The sequence below is a fragment of the Microbacterium sp. K2 genome (assembly GCF_051365005.1).
GTDB classification, from domain to species: domain Bacteria; phylum Actinomycetota; class Actinomycetes; order Actinomycetales; family Microbacteriaceae; genus Microbacterium; species Microbacterium foliorum_B.
Window position 1 is genome coordinate 224344 of sequence record NZ_JBLWII010000001.1, and the last position, 14585, is coordinate 238928.

Here is a 14585-nt window from a genome sequence, read left to right on the forward strand (position 1 = left end):
CGGCATGCTACTTCGAAGCGGCCGGCGCTGCCGGGGCGGGGTTCGCGGGCAGCCACTCCTCGAAGTGGGTGTCGAAGTGTGTGGCGTCGGGGCCGGGGAGAAGCATCTCGGCGGTGAGCTTCTCGCCGAAGTAGGTGGCATCGGGGTCGGCGACGACGGTCCGCGTGTCCCCGCGGAAGGCGAGGCCTGTGCGGATGAGGTCGTCCAGGCTGTACCGATCGGGGCCGGCGACCTCGATGGTCCGGTTCAGCGGCTCGCCTGCGGTGGTGCGTGCCACCGCGGTCGCGACGTCCTCCGCCGCCATCGGCTGAATCAGGGCGTGGGACAGGTGCACGACGCCGTCGACGGTGGCGCTGTCGGCGATGCTCTTCACGAACTCGAAGAACTGGGTCGCGTGCACCAGCGAGTAGGCGATACCGGAGTCCTTGATGAGCTTCTCCTGCGCGACCTTCGCGCGCATGTAACCGCTGTCGACCATCCGCTCGGCACCGACGACGGAAAGGGCGACGTAGTGGCTAACCCCTGCGGCCTTCGCGGCGGCAATGGTGTTGCTGGTGGCGGTCGTGAAGAAGTTCATCACGTCGTCATCGGCGAACGAAGGCGAGTTCGACACATCGAGCACGGTGTTGGCGGCGACCAGCACCTCGGCCAGTCCCTCTCCGGTCAGGGTGTTCACGCCCGAGTTGGGTGTGGCCGAGATAGCGTCGTGGCCGTGCTCAGTGAGCTTTGAGACAACCTTGGAGCCGATGAGGCCGGTGCCTCCGATGACAACGATTCTGGACATGAGTGACCTTCCGGTTCGCGCGGACGCAGAGGTTTCATGCGGCCGTCACAAGCTATGACCGGACGCGTGTCGTCGTTGTGACGACCGTGATGAACTTCGCCGTCCCGGCTGTCATCGATCCACACCGTCTGCGTGCGCGACATAGTCGCGCGTGCCCACGATCTGTTCGTCGGGCAGCGCCGCGCTGAGCCGAGCGAGGTCGGCGTCGTCGAGACGGACACGCACTGAGGCGGTGTTCTCGTCGAGTCGGTTGCGCCGACGGGTGCCGGGGATCGGCACCACCCCTTGCGCGATCAGCCATGCCAAGGCGATCTGCGCGTTGGTGACTCCCTTCTCGGAAGCGATCGCATTCACCCGATCGACGAGCGCCAAGTTCGCGGCGATGGCTTCGGGCTGGAACCGGGGAAGGCCCAGGCGAGCGTCCGCGGGATCAAGATCGTGCACTGAGCGAATTTCTCCCGTCAGGAATCCACGACCCAGTGGCGAGAACGCCACGAAACCGATGTTGAGTTCGCGCAGAGCGGCCAGTTCGCCGTTGTGCAGCACATCGCGGGCGAAGAGAGAGAATTCCGACTGCACCGCAGCGAGCGGATGCACGGCGTGTGCGCGTCGAATGGTGGCCTCCGATGCTTCGGACAAGCCGATGTGCCGCACTTTGCCTTCGGTCACGAGCTCGGACATCGCGCCGACGCTCTCCTCGATGGGGACGTCCGGGTCAACTCGGTGGAGGTAGTACAGGTCAATGACCTCGGTGCCAAGATGGCGCAGGGACCGTTCTGCCGCCTTGCGGATATAGGCGGGAGTACCGTTCCGGCCGTGGATGGTGCCATCGTCGTCGGTCTCTGCGGAGGCCTTGGTTGCGAGCGTGACTTCATCACGGCGGTCGCCCAGCGCGCGCGAGATGAGCTTCTCGTTCTCGAACGGGCCGTATGCCTCGGCGGTGTCAATGAAAGTCACGCCGGTGTCGACGGCATGGCGGAGTGTGGCGATCGATTCTTTCTCGTCGCTGGTTCCGTAGTAAGCGCTCATGCCCATGGCGCCCAAGCCGATGGCCGAGACCCGCAGGCCGTCTCCGAGGGCAGCGGTCGGTAGAGGTGTCGAAAGTGTCATGATGATCCTTCTTTGGTTGATGCTTCGGAATATGCGGCGATCTTCGATTCGAGTGCTGCGAGGTGCGCGCGGGTTCTGTCGAGCTTCGCGAGAACGTGAAGCCGGTGCTGCTCGAGCACTATGAGCCGCTCCGCCTCTGTGCCGTCGATGCGGCTGAGCTCGGCCATCCGTCGTATATCGGCGATGCTCATGCCGGTCTCACGGAGCATGATCAAGCCGGCGATCCAATCCACGTCGTTCTGGCCGTACCGGCGCCGGCCGCCGTGGTCACGCGGTGCGGGATTCAGCAGCAGCCCGGCACCCTCGTAGTAGCGGAGTGTGTCGATACTCAACCCGGTGGCCCGCGCAACCGCGCTGATGGGCAGCCCGCCCTCGGGTATGTCGATATCGACAGTCGGGAGTGTGACGGCAGCCATGATCACATCGTGCACCCTGGAGTGCACTCCAGGTCAAACGTCGAAGTCACGGGTGGACGCCGATGACTGAGAGGAGCTCCAGTTTCTCGGCGCTGGGGCTGCCAGGCTCAGCGGTGAAGATCATCAGGGCCTGGAACTGATCGGGGTCGAGGATGGTCTGGCCGTAGAGCTCGACCTCGCCGACCTCGGGGTGCAGGATGCGCGTGGCTTCGCAGTACGGTCCGGGAACGGGTTGGTACTCCCATAGGGCCGCGAACTCCGGACTGGCCCTGCGAAGGCGGGAGATGAGAATGCGCGCGGGGTCCGCCAGGGAGGCAGAAGTGCTTGCGGCGACCAGGTGACCGACCAGGGTCGCGGAGTGCCGCTCGTGATCTTCTACCGGAGTCAGAGCACGCTCGTCAGGGTCGGTGAACCAACGGTAGATCCGGTTGCGGCGTAGACCCGTGTAGGAGGTTTCGTCGCTAAGCAGGGCAACCGCCAGCCGGGTTTGCACGAGCGTTTCGCCGAGCATCGTGACCACCTGTGCGGGGGTGTCTCCGAGGCGGTTCAGCACTCGCATGAGGCCCGCATTCACGTGCTCGTTTCGGACCGCACGGGACGTGGCCGTGTATCCGGCAAGTCGGAACAGGTGGTCGCGTTCGTCGAGGTTCAGTTGGATGCCTCGTGCGATCGATGCGAGGATCTGCTGCGACGGCACTGGGCCGTCGTGCTGCTCGATCTTGCTGTAATAGTCGCTTGAGATGCCACTGAGGGCGGCGACTTCCTCACGGCGTAGTCCGCTGGTCCGCCGACGCGGGCCGCGGGGCATCCCCACGTCTTCCGGCTGGATCGATTCTCGGCGCGCCCGAAGGAACTTCGAAAGCTGCGGCCGATCGTTCATCGTCTCCCTCTTCTCGGGTCTGAGGGTCGGCCTCCCGTGTCGTCGGAGCTGGCGGAGCTCGCTGCGGGCGGGAAGGTCACACCTGTCACCTCTTCAGACAAGCCCAGAGCCGCGCCGCGTCGCTGTGTGCATTCGCCCGCCGAGGCAGCTTCAACTCTTTCGCGCTCCCGGTGAACTGGCCCAGCCCGTCAGGCCCGTAGTAGCGTCCACCTTCTGCGTCGGGTGACACCGCAGCATGCAGAGCCGGCAGCAGCCCGGAGTCGACCGACTGCACGAAGACGCCGATGGTGGAGAGCCTGCGGAAGATCCCATCGATCGGTGACGGCTTGGTACGCCCCAGATTCGGACCGGACGCGTAAAGGTTGCTGTAGGTCGTGCCGGGGTGTGCAGCATTGCTGGATATCCGCCACCCGAGCTCCTGACTCCTTCGATCCAGTTCCATCGCGAACATGAGTTGGGCAAGCTTCGAGGCGGAATAGGAACGGATCGCTTTATAGCGATTGGCACGAGCGAGGTCATCCCAGTCCGTCGCGCCTTGCGCTGCTGCCGAACTCGACATGGTGGTGACGCGTGCCTCCCCCATCTGAAGCAGCGGCAGGACGCGGCCGATCAATGCCATGTGCCCTAGATGGTTCGTGCCGAACTGCAACTCGAATCCATCGGTCGTAAGTGTGCGCTCTGGTGGCGTCATCACCCCCGCGTTCGCCACGAACAGGTGCAGCGGACGCCCTTCCGAGAGAAGGGTCTCACTGAGATGCTTCACTGACGATAGTGAAGCCAAATCAAGCTCGCGAGTGCTCGCCACAGAGCCGGGAGCCCTGGCCGCGACCACCTCCAGGGCCCGGGCCCCCTTCGCCGGGTTCCGAACCGGGAGTACCAACTCCGCGCCAGCTCTCGCGAGCCGCACCGCGATGCCGAGTCCGATGCCATCGCTCGCTCCCGTCACGACCGCCACCTTCCCGGTCAGGTCGGGAACGGGCACATCTCTTATCGCCTTCACGGCACCTCCAATGAATGATTCCCCTCAGCCTGCGGCCAATACCGCGCATGACCCATGCCAGATCCTCACCAGGATGTTGACGAGCCTCTCGTGCGCCAGAGCGGGCTGTGCCCGCAGTCGGGGATTGAAGGTTTCCGCTATCTGGCTGGCGATGGGTTCGATGACGACTTCGCGAGGTCCCGGCGCGTGTCGGTAGACGGCTGAACTGCAGGTCAAACATCAGCATCAGGGGCAGGAGTCCGCCCGGATCTGATCTCTTCGATCCAGTCCGCGTACGTCAGCGTGCTGAGTGTGGCTGCCGTACCGGCAGTGAGAGTTCCGTCGCGGATCGCTCGACCGAAACCGCCAGGTAGCGGCACCTCGAGGATGGGCCCGTTGGCTCCGCGATATGCCTCCCTACGGTTCCGGTGCCTCCGGCGATCACGATCCTCATCGAGGTACTTCCTTTGCCTGGGTGACGGGTTGGCGTCTGGTGCGCTCGGGACCGAGGAGGAACAGCGGAAGAACCAGCGTCAGTGCGAGGGAGATCGGTTCACCGATCAAGTCGATCGTGGGCAGTCCGTGCAGATGCTGCAAGTGGTAGACGAGGTGAGGAGCGGAGAACACGATCCAAGCCACCGCCATTGTGCGGGTCGCGGTGACGCTCTTCGAGAGTGCCGCGACGATGCCTCCACCGGCTAGAGCAAGGTACATCGCGCCGACGTCACGGATCAGGTGTTCGTTGAAGGGGCCATCCATCAGGATCCACTGACCGAACCCCCACGAGGCCGAGCCGTCAGGGAACGTGTCATACCATTCCGCCGGGAACAGCAGCGACCAGGCGCCGATAGCAGCAGCGAAGAGCGAAAGCAGCCACAGGATCAGTCGGCGCCCCGTGAGAGTCAAGCTCATCTGACTCGTGAGTCGTTCCCGCCGCATGAGACTCAGGTGATCCTGAGGTGTCGGCGTTCTTCGAGTTCCTCTGCCGTGACGAAGGTCAGCATCGGTTCACCGGGGACTCCGAACATGGTGACGACGAACCGTGTGGTCTCGTCAGCAAGGTGGTTGCCGTCCTGGTAGTGGATGAGGTCGCCACCCGGTTCCCAGAAGGTTTCGCCGGCGCGCACGACCCGAACCGGCTCGCCCTCGAGTTCGAACGTCACCGCGCCCTCGATGACGTACCCGAAGGCCGGGCCGCTGTGTCGGTGAGGGGGCGTTCCAGGGCTGCCAGGGGGAGAGGTGACGAGGATCGTCATCACCTCGGCAGGCTCAGGGATGTGCGGCCCCGGAACGGTGGCCAGCATCGTGATGATGGGTTCCTTCGAGCTGTCAACGAGGTCGTTGTTGTCTGTCATGTCATTTTCCATTTCTACGCCGATCGATTCGTGGTCAGCGCGCGAGCCACGCGTCGAGGGTTGTTTCGGCCAGTCGGTATGAGAGAGCGGGGTCGTTGCCCGGGGTCAGGGACTGGTCGTTCACGTTTCCGCCGAAGTAGCCGATCGTGGGGTCGACGACGATCTCACGGTTGTCTCCGGCGTCGGCGAGTACGCGACGGCCCAGTTCTACGATCGGAAATGCTTCCGGTCCGGCGAGTTCCCAGGTGCTGTTGGTGGGCGCCTTCGTGGCGACCTCTGCGAGGGCGGCGGAAACGTCTGAAGCCGCGATGGGCTGCATCAGCACCGGCGACAACCGAACGGTCGTCTCGTCTGCCGTGCCCTCAGCGATTCCGGCGATGAACTCGAAGAACTGAGTGGCGCGGACGATCGTGTACGGAGTTGCTCCCTTTTTGACGATCTCCTCCTGAGCGACCTTCGCGCGCATGTAGCCGATGTCGGGAATTCGGTCGGCTCCGACGATGGAGAGCACCACGTGGTGGCCGATGCCGGCGCGCTCAGCCTCCTCAGCGATAGTGCGTGTCGAGGTCTGGAAGAAGTTCATGACGGGCTCGTCTTCGAAAGACGGCGAGTTCGGGATATCCACGACGACGTCTGCGCCGGTGAATGCTTCACGGACGCCCGCGCCAGTGAGCGTGTTGACGCCAGTGGATGGGGACGCTGCAATGACGTCATGCCCGGCATTCTTGAGGAGTTCCACGAGCTTGGCTCCGATCAAGCCGGATCCTCCGATGACTACGATTCTCATGCTGTTCCTTTCGATGCGCGGGCCCGAAGTATGTTGCGGCCCTGTCATTAGAGGTGACCAGCCACGAGCTGGATTTGTGACGGCGACCACTAGCCCGCAGGCCTCGGCAGAGCGCTTGCCAGATTCTGTGACGACACACCCATGCCGTGCTACCAGATGTCAAGGCGCCGAGAACCGCAGGTCTCACCAGGCTGCATAATCAAGAGCGCGGCGAGAAGACGCTGATCGTAGCCTCACCGGGGGACGTCGCCGTCGTCCTTGCTCTCAGACCGCCGCATACTTCACAGGGAGGCTCGGGTATGAACCCAGAGATCATCACCTTCATCATCCTCGGCGCCGCCGTGATCGCGTTCGTGACGAACCGCATCCCGATGGTGATCGTCGCGATGGCGGTGCCCATCGCGTTGTGGGCTACCGGCGTCCTCGCCCTTGGTGAGGCCTTCGCCGGATTCGGTGACCCCATCGTTCTGTTCATCGTCGCGCTGTTCATCGTCAGTGAGGCACTCGATGCGACAGGGGTGACCTCGTGGGTGGGCCAGCAGCTCATGCAGCGTGCGGGGAAGGGGCGTTCACGCCTCCTGATGATTGTGTGCCTGCTTGCCGCAGCACTCTCCGCGGTCATCAGTATCAACGGTGCCGTGGCAGCGCTCCTGCCGATCGTCGTGCTCGTGGCGGTACGGGCAGGGATCGTGCCCTCCAAGATGCTGTTGCCCCTTGCATTCGCGGCCGGCGCGGGCTCCCTTCTGACGCTCACCGGAACGCCGGTCAACATCGTTGTGTCCCAAGCCGCCGAAGAAGCTGGCGGGCGCGCGTTCGGGTACTTCGAGTTCTCCCTCGTCGGCATCCCGATAGTTATCCTGACGGTGGTCCTCGTGCTCGCATTCGGCGACAAGCTCCTTCCAGAGCGCGTTCCGGACCGCCTCGCGGAACCCGCAGACCCGAGTCACGATGCGAAGGCGTGGCGCGAAACCTACGACGTCACACTCGACACCGGGCGCCTCTTCACAGTCGGCGAAGGAGTCGCCGAGGTCCTGATCGCGCCGCGCTCGAGCTTGATCGGCCGCACTGTTTCGCCCGGCATGACTACGCGCCAGGAAGACCTCGTGATTCTGGCTCTCCGACACGGCAGCTGGCAGGGTATCGTCGGCGGGAAGGCAACCCGTGCCGTCACTCTCCAAGCAGGCGATGCCGTCCTCGTTCAGGGCCCGTGGGAAGCGCTACATCGCTACACCGCGTCGCCCGACGTCATCCCAGTGAGCGCGCCGCAGCAGATGCAGCGGACCGTGCCGCTCGGGCGCGGGGCCCGCCGGGCGCTGGTGATCCTCGGCGTGATGGTCGTGCTCCTCGCGACGGGCGTCGTCCCTCCGGTGATCGCGGGGCTGCTCGCCGCCGGAGCCCTCATCCTGACGCGTGTGCTCACCGTGTCGCAGACGTTCTCGGCGATCTCGTGGCCCACCGTCACTCTCATCGCCGGCCTGATCCCGCTGTCGTCGGCGTTCGTGTCGACCGGCGCCGCCGATCTCGTCGGTGATGCCGTGCTCCAGCTCGTCGGGAACACCTCGCCGTACCTCGCACTGCTCACCATCTGCGTCGCATCGGTGATCCTCGGTCAGTTCATCTCGAACGTCGCGACCGTGCTCGTGATCGCCCCGATCGCCGTCTCGGTCGCATCGAGCATGGACGTCAGCGTGCAGCCGTTCATGATGGCGCTCACCGTCGTCGGAGCCGCGGCGTTCCTGACGCCCATCGCGACTCCCGTGAACCTCATGGTGATGCAGCCGGCGGGATACCGCTTTGGCGACTACTGGCGTCTCGGACTCCCGCTCGCCCTCGTCTACATCGCCGTCGCGGTACTTTACGTGCCACTAATCTGGCCGTTCTGAGAGCAGCGATCGGGCCCGCAAACGAGGGCCGATTCGACTAACTCGCGGCAGCGGGTCGAGCCCTCGCTGACGGCTCATCCAGCGACCAGCGTGGAGGCTCCTCGAGTTGGCGTTGGACGCGGCCTCCGTCCGGCGCTCCTGCACGTCACACCCGTGATGACGTGTTATTCACCGTCGGCGGTTGGTGTCGGATGCCGCAAATAGTCGGGCTACTACGGTGTGCGAATGCGAGGAGCAACCGGGGCGAACGATCTGGGCGGGACTGTGATCTTCCAGAGCCGTGACGGGGTGCTCGTGTGAGGCGGGATCTGCGGCTTCTTCCCGTCGCCGGGGGAGTGTGGGCGGTTGCTCTCGTGTGCGTATTCGCGCCTGCCGCGGCCGGATGGTGTGCGCTCGCGGCAGCAGGTGGAGCGGCCGTCGTATGCGGGCTCGTGCTGCGACGCGCGGATTGCGCAGGGTCCCGTGCCGCTCTCGCGCTCGTCGTGTTCGCGGCGATGGCTGCGGTGTCGATCACCGTCCTGACGGCGGGGCCGGCTCGCGACAGCGCGGCGTCGTGGGATGGGCGTGTGGTCGAGGCGACGGGGGAGGTCACATCGTCGGCGTCGGTCGGTCGGGACGGTCGGCTGTGGATGGAGGTGCAGCTGACGGGCATCGGGTCGCCGGGGTCGGTGCGCGCGGCATCGGCGCCGGTGCGGGTCGGCATCGATCCGGCAGACGGGTTCGATCTCGGTGCGACGCTCCGGGTGAAGGGCGAGGCAGCGGCGACGGATCCGGGGGAGAAGTCTGCGCTCGTGGTGTTCGCGAGTACCGCATCGGTCGAGGTGCCGGCATCCGGGGTGTTCGCGGTCGCCGCCGACCTGCGCAGCGACTTCATCGAGCGGTCCACACGTCTCCCCGAACCGGGCGCAGGGCTGCTTCCGGGACTCGCCGTCGGGGACACGCGTGCGGTGTCGACGGAGCTGAACGACGACATGCGCACGAGCGGACTCAGCCACCTGACCGCGGTCTCCGGAGCGAACTGCGCGATCGTCGTCGGTGCCGTGTTCTGGCTGACCGCGCTGTGCGGGGCCGGACGTGTGACCCGGGTCGTCGCGGCCGCCGTAGCCCTCGCAGGATTCGTCGTCCTCGTGACGCCCGAACCCAGCGTGATCAGGGCGGCGGTCATGGCCGGCGTCGCGATGCTGTCACTGCTGCTCGGTCGGCCGAGCGCCGGGGCCGGAATGCTGGCGCTCAGCGCGTGCGGCATCCTCATCGCCGATCCGTGGTTGGCCTCCACCGCGGGGTTCGCCCTTTCGGTCGCCGCCTCGGGTGCGTTGATCATGCTCTCGCCCTCGCTCGCGCGCGGCCTCGCACGGTGGATGCCACAGCCTCTCGCTCTCGCGATCGCCGTGCCGACGGCAGCGCAGCTGGTGTGCGGCCCTGTCATCGCCCTGTTCGCCGAGCAGCAATCGCTCGTAGGTCTGGCTGCCAACCTGCTGGCTGCGCCCGCAGCACCCATCGCCACGATCATCGGGCTCCTCGCGTGCCTCGCGGCTCCGGTGCCACTGCTCGCCGACCTTCTGGCGGCGTCCGCGTGGTTGCCGGCCGCCTGGATCGCTCACACGGCAGGCATCACCGCCCGGCTTCCGTTCGCGCAGGTACCGGTGGTTCCCGGGGTCGCCAGCGCGGCTCTCGTCGGCATCGTCAGCGCGGCGGCCGGGGTGATCCTGGCCGACGGATGCCGCACACTCCCGATCGTCAGAGGGGCTTCCGCATCCGTTCTCGCCGTGGTGCTCGCTCTGGGCGGAGCCCACGTCGTGCTGAACGGTCCGCTCGCGAGCGCGACCAGCCCGCATCACTGGTCGATCGCCGCCTGCGATGTCGGCCAAGGAGATGCGCTGCTCGTCAGGTCTGACAACCGGATCGCGCTGATCGACACAGGCCCGGAGTCGGAGCCCCTGGCCGCCTGTCTGCGCAGTCTCGGTGTCGAGCACATCGACGTGCTCGTTCTCACTCACTTCGACCTCGATCATGTCGGCGGCGTCGAGGCCGTGCAGGGCAGAGTCGGTGAGGTGCTGCACGGACCGCCGGGGGAGAGCGGCGACGAGCGGATGCTGCAGCGCTTCGCCGACGGCGGTGCGACGGTCACCCTCGCCGGGGCGGGGATGCAGGGCGAACTGGGCGCAGCATCGTGGCAAGTGCTGTGGCCGCAGCCTGGTTCGGAGGTGTTCCCACCGGGCAACGACCAGAGCGTGGTTCTCGAGGTCGAAGGCGGCGGGGTGCCGCGGGCGCTGTTCCTCGGCGACTTGTCGGCGGAGGCTCAGCGGATGCTGGTGCGCACCGCGCATCTCAGAGGCGACTACGCGGTGGTCAAGGTGGCACACCACGGCAGCGGTGATCAGGACTTCCCGCTGTATCAGGATCTGCGCCCGGTCATCGCCCTGTTCAGTGCCGGCGTCGACAACGACTACGGGCATCCTCGAGCAGAGACTCTCACGTCGCTCGAGGCTGCCGGTGCTCGGGTGCTGCGCACCGATCAGCAGGGCCGACTCCTCGTCGGTCTCGATGGTGATGAGCTGCAGCTCTGGACGGAGAGACAGCCGCCCTGACGACGAGGGCGACGTCGGCGGCCCCCGGTAGTCTGGAAGCATGGCTGCTTCTCGTACCCCCTCCCGCGGCGGAGCGAAGGCAGCCAAGATCGCGCAGGTCTCCTGGCGCGAGCCGCGACCGGCTCCTGTCGTGCTCGTGTTCGGCCCCGAAGAGGTCTGCGCAGAGCGTGCGATCGCCGGAATGCGCGACTACCTCCGCACCGAAGACCCGGCGCTCGAGGTGACCGATGTCCGCGCTGACGACTACGCACCGGGCACCCTCCTTTCGCTGACGTCGCCGTCGCTGTTCGGCGAGCCCCGTCTCGTACGCGTGTCGGGAGTCGAGAAGTGCTCGGACGCCTTCCTGCAGGAGGCCGTCTCCTACCTGGATCACCCCCAGGAGGGTGCGACGGTCATCCTCCGGCACACCGGAGCCAGCGTTCGAGGCAAGAAGCTGCTCGACGCAGTGCGCGCGGGCACCGGCGACGGCATCGAGATCCCGTGCCCGGCGATCAAGCGCGACGGCGATCGCGTCGACTTCGCCGCGGGGGAGTTCAAGGCGGCCAAGAAGCGGATCGCACCGCCTGCGCTGCGCGCCCTGGTCTCGGCGTTCGCCGATGACCTCACCGAGCTTGCTGCGGCATGCCAGCAGCTGATCGTCGACGTCGAGGGCGACATCACCGAAGACGTCGTCACGAAGTACTACGGCGGGCGCGTCGAGGTGTCGGCCTTCGTCGTCGCCGACACGGCGATCGCCGGCCGCTACGGCGAGGCACTGGTCGCGCTGCGGCATGCGCTCGCATCCGGTGCTGATCCGGTGCCCATGGTCGCCGCCTTCGCGATGAAGCTGCGCACGATGGCGCGCGTCGCCGGCAACCGCGAACCCAGCCGTCAGCTCGCCCAGCGGCTCGGCATGAAGGACTGGCAGGTCGACCGCGCGCGGCGTGACCTCGCCGGGTGGAATGAGCGATCGCTCGGCATGGCCATCCAGGCGACGGCTCGCGCCGATGCCGAGGTCAAGGGCGCGGCGCGCGACCCGATCTTCGCGCTCGAGCGCATGCTCACGGTCATCGCGACCCGTCAGCCGTTCGGCGAGTGAGCGTCGCCGCGGTCGCGCGACACCGTCACTGACATCCTCGCTTTCGCGAGGTCGAACGGGCGCTGTCATGCCTGCCCGACGCGTCGCCGTGTGCATCGAGCGCACGCGAAAGAGCCCGCCCCGCGAACGGGACGGGCTCTTGTCACACCGTCAGGCGTGGAATCAGCTCAGAGAGCGGAGACCTGCTTGGCGATGGAGGACTTGCGGTTCGCAGCCTGGTTCTGGTGGATGACACCCTTGCTGACGGCCTTGTCGAGCTTGCGGGAGGCGGCCTTCAGAGCCTTCTCGGCTGCAGCCTTGTCACCGGAGATGACAGCAGCGCGCGTCGCGCGGATGTGCGTCTTCAGCTCGCTCTTCACGGCCTTGTTGCGCTCGTGAGCCTTGTCGTTGGTCTTGTTGCGCTTGATCTGCGACTTGATGTTTGCCACGTGTGGACGCTTTCTGTACGGAGTTGTTAGGAAATGCCGGCAGAAGAAGAGGGCTTCCACTCGGCGGTCGTGAGGGAAGAACCCACACGCAAGCCAAGAACCAACTCTACCAGCATCCGGCCGGTTCACCCTAAACGGGGCGATGCCGCCCTTTTGCGGGTGCAGCATCGGTGCATGCGGGTGCACAATCATCAGTATCCCGACACTCGCTTCGCGACATCGACGGCAAGGAGCGACATGAGCCCCGCCCTCCCTCCTGTCTCGCCGGTGCCCGGCTCGCGCAGGGTCGGACCGCGATGGATGACCATTTTCACCCTCGCCTGGCTGGCCATCTGGACGGTGCAGCTCACGCCCGTGCAGCTTCTGCTGCCCCTTCAGCTCGACACCGCGGAGGACGACTGGATCAGCGGCGTGATCTCCTCGGGTTTCGTGCTCGGCATCGGCGGTCTCGCCGGCATCGTCGCAGGACCCATGGCCGGCGCCCTGTCAGACCGAGCACGTGTCGGGCGTCGACGCCGGCGCCCGTGGGCGATCGGCGGCGTGCTGGTCACCGCGGTGTTCCTGGTCGTCACAGGCTTCAGCGAGGGCCCCTGGGCTGTGGGGACCGCGTGGGTCGGGGTGTCGATCGGCGTCTCGGTGTCGTCTGCGGCCTTCACCGCACTGATCGCCGACCAGCTTCCGACGACGCAGCGCGGTGCGGCAGCCGCCGCCGTCGGATCGAGTCAGGCCGTCGGGATCGTCCTGGGTGTCGGTCTCGTGGTGATCCTCGGGCTCGGCATCCGGGATGGCTATCTCCTGCTCGCCGCCGTGATCACCGTCGTCGGGACGTCCGCGGCGCTGCTTCTTCCCGACCCGCCTGCATTCGCAGGCTCGTTGCCGGGCAACCGTGACCGTCGTCTGCTGGCATCGCTGCGCGACCGGGACTTCGCCTGGATGCTCTCGGGTCGCCTCGTGACCAACATCGGCAACGCGCTGGGCACCGCACTGTTCCTCTTCTTCCTGCTGCACGGGTTGCATCAGGAGACGACGGTGGCGCAGGACAATCTGCTGCTCCTGATCGTGGTCTACACGCTCTTCGTAGTGCTCGCGTCGGTGTTCACGGGCGTGCTGTCTGACCGCACCGGCAACAGACGCACGCTCACGATCCTTGCCACGTTCGTGCAGGCGGCCTCGTGCGTCGTGATCGCCGTCGTGCCGACGTTCGAGGCGACGATGGTCGCGGCGGCGCTCATGGGTCTCGGCTACGGTGCGTTCTCGACCGTCGGACTCGCCTTCGCCGCGGATCTGCTGCCCGGTGAGAAGGATCACGCCCGAGATCTCGGGATCGTCTACGTCACCGCCGCGCTCGGTCAGCTCATCGGCCCTGTGCTGGGCGCTGGTCTCGTGGCGCTGGTCGGCGGGTTCTGGCTCGTGTTCATAGCCGCCGCCGTGCTGTCGCTCGTCGGCGGTGGGCTCACCGCTCTCGCGCGGCAGCCTGCGCGGGATCCACTGCCGCAGTCGTAGCTCCGGACTCGATGGTCGCGACGGCCAGACGCAGCACGGCATTGAAGATCTGCGGTCGCATCGCGGTGACGAGATGGGTGGTGCGAGGCACGACGATCAGCTCGGCGTGCGGCGCGAGCCTTCGGAAGAGGGCTTCGTTCACCCGCAGCTGATCCCATTGCCCGTTCACGAACCACAGCGGCACCTCGATGCGGGCGACGGCCGTCGCGAGGTCGAGGGTGGCGAGGTTCCGGAGAGCCGTGTCCTGGGTGTCCAAGGCGTAGCCGCCCGCTGCGAAGTCTCCGCGCGTCTCGATCGGGATCGTCGCCGCGAGGAACCGTCGTGTGAGCCACATCCCACGGTCCGGCAGCCGATCCACGGCACGAGCGAAGACCCGGTAGGCCGCGAGCCCGGCACCCTGGGGGAGCGAGGTGCAGGATGCTGCGACGAGACCAGCCACCCGCGGCGTCTGTGCGCCCCCGACGTAGGCGAGCGAGAGCAGGCCGCCCATCGAGTGTCCGACGAGCAGCACAGGCCCTCGCGTGGCGGCATCGCGCACGGCGGCGTCGATCGTGTGCAGGGCCTCGTGCAGGGTGAAGTCCTCGCCCATGCGCGTGCCGTGGCCGGGAAGATCGACGGCGACCGCGGGAATTCCCTGTTCGTCGAGGAACTCCAGCTGCGAACGCCACATCGTCGCGGACGTGCGGATGCCGTGCACGAAGACGATCTGGACGCTCACGCCTTCAGCATAGAGAAAAGCGGGGCCGGTGGATGAACCACCGACCCCGCTGCGAAGCACTGACGAGTCAGGCTCC

At 66.4% G+C, this 14585-nt stretch carries 14 protein-coding genes; 4 read left to right on the forward strand and 10 right to left on the reverse strand.

Annotated features, from left to right (window positions below):
- Positions 1 to 7 precede the first annotated feature (7 nt).
- The 8 genes from ACLKOY_RS01135 to ACLKOY_RS01170 all read right to left on the reverse strand — a co-directional run bounded on the left by ACLKOY_RS01135 (position 8) and on the right by ACLKOY_RS01170 (position 6311).
- Positions 8 to 784: an SDR family oxidoreductase gene (locus tag ACLKOY_RS01135; RefSeq protein WP_341957886.1), complete on the reverse strand. Its 777-nt coding sequence runs from the start codon at positions 782 to 784 to the stop codon at positions 8 to 10.
- A gap of 111 nt (positions 785 to 895) precedes the next feature.
- Positions 896 to 1894, reverse strand: coding sequence for an aldo/keto reductase (locus tag ACLKOY_RS01140; RefSeq protein ID WP_341957884.1), 999 nt, complete (start codon positions 1892 to 1894; stop codon positions 896 to 898).
- Entirely contained in the window at positions 1891 to 2310 is a 420-nt protein-coding gene (locus ACLKOY_RS01145; RefSeq protein ID WP_341957882.1) for a MerR family transcriptional regulator, read from the reverse strand. Before ACLKOY_RS01145 ends, ACLKOY_RS01140 begins: the two co-directional genes overlap by 4 nt.
- A gap of 46 nt (positions 2311 to 2356) precedes the next feature.
- Positions 2357 to 3190: a helix-turn-helix transcriptional regulator gene (locus ACLKOY_RS01150; protein WP_341957881.1), complete on the reverse strand. Its 834-nt coding sequence runs from the start codon at positions 3188 to 3190 to the stop codon at positions 2357 to 2359.
- A gap of 85 nt (positions 3191 to 3275) precedes the next feature.
- Positions 3276 to 4172: an SDR family oxidoreductase gene (locus tag ACLKOY_RS01155; RefSeq protein WP_436452079.1), complete on the reverse strand. Its 897-nt coding sequence runs from the start codon at positions 4170 to 4172 to the stop codon at positions 3276 to 3278.
- Positions 4173 to 4619: 447 nt separating this feature from the next.
- On the reverse strand, positions 4620 to 5081 hold the full coding sequence (locus ACLKOY_RS01160) for a hypothetical protein (protein ID WP_436452080.1): 462 nt from the start codon (positions 5079 to 5081) through the stop codon (positions 4620 to 4622).
- Between the two features lie 32 nt (positions 5082 to 5113).
- On the reverse strand, positions 5114 to 5524 hold the full coding sequence (locus ACLKOY_RS01165; RefSeq protein WP_341957875.1) for a cupin domain-containing protein: 411 nt from the start codon (positions 5522 to 5524) through the stop codon (positions 5114 to 5116).
- A gap of 34 nt (positions 5525 to 5558) precedes the next feature.
- On the reverse strand, positions 5559 to 6311 hold the full coding sequence (locus ACLKOY_RS01170; RefSeq protein WP_341957873.1) for an SDR family oxidoreductase: 753 nt from the start codon (positions 6309 to 6311) through the stop codon (positions 5559 to 5561).
- Between the two features lie 299 nt (positions 6312 to 6610).
- Here ACLKOY_RS01170 and ACLKOY_RS01175 point away from each other — a divergent pair, with 299 nt between their 5' ends.
- From ACLKOY_RS01175 to holA, 3 genes are all read left to right on the forward strand, one after another.
- Positions 6611 to 8194, forward strand: coding sequence for an SLC13 family permease (locus ACLKOY_RS01175; RefSeq protein ID WP_436452081.1), 1584 nt, complete (start codon positions 6611 to 6613; stop codon positions 8192 to 8194).
- Positions 8195 to 8490: 296 nt separating this feature from the next.
- Positions 8491 to 10782, forward strand: a complete 2292-nt coding sequence (locus ACLKOY_RS01180) for a ComEC/Rec2 family competence protein (RefSeq protein WP_436452082.1) — start codon at positions 8491 to 8493, stop codon at positions 10780 to 10782.
- 40 nt (positions 10783 to 10822) lie between these two features.
- Positions 10823 to 11860, forward strand: a complete 1038-nt coding sequence (holA, locus tag ACLKOY_RS01185) for a DNA polymerase III subunit delta (protein ID WP_436452083.1) — start codon at positions 10823 to 10825, stop codon at positions 11858 to 11860.
- A gap of 167 nt (positions 11861 to 12027) precedes the next feature.
- Here the strand turns inward: holA and rpsT are convergent, their stop codons facing one another.
- The gene (gene rpsT / locus ACLKOY_RS01190; RefSeq protein ID WP_042537672.1) at positions 12028 to 12288 is read right to left on the reverse strand and encodes a 30S ribosomal protein S20; all 261 of its coding nucleotides are present in this window, start codon (positions 12286 to 12288) and stop codon (positions 12028 to 12030) included.
- Positions 12289 to 12588: 300 nt separating this feature from the next.
- Here rpsT and ACLKOY_RS01195 point away from each other — a divergent pair, with 300 nt between their 5' ends.
- Positions 12589 to 13791: an MFS transporter gene (locus ACLKOY_RS01195; RefSeq protein WP_436452084.1), complete on the forward strand. Its 1203-nt coding sequence runs from the start codon at positions 12589 to 12591 to the stop codon at positions 13789 to 13791.
- Here the strand turns inward: ACLKOY_RS01195 and ACLKOY_RS01200 are convergent.
- Positions 13742 to 14509, reverse strand: coding sequence for an alpha/beta fold hydrolase (locus tag ACLKOY_RS01200; protein WP_436452085.1), 768 nt, complete (start codon positions 14507 to 14509; stop codon positions 13742 to 13744). The two genes, ACLKOY_RS01195 and ACLKOY_RS01200, sit on opposite strands and share 50 nt — an antisense overlap.
- Positions 14510 to 14585 lie beyond the last annotated feature (76 nt).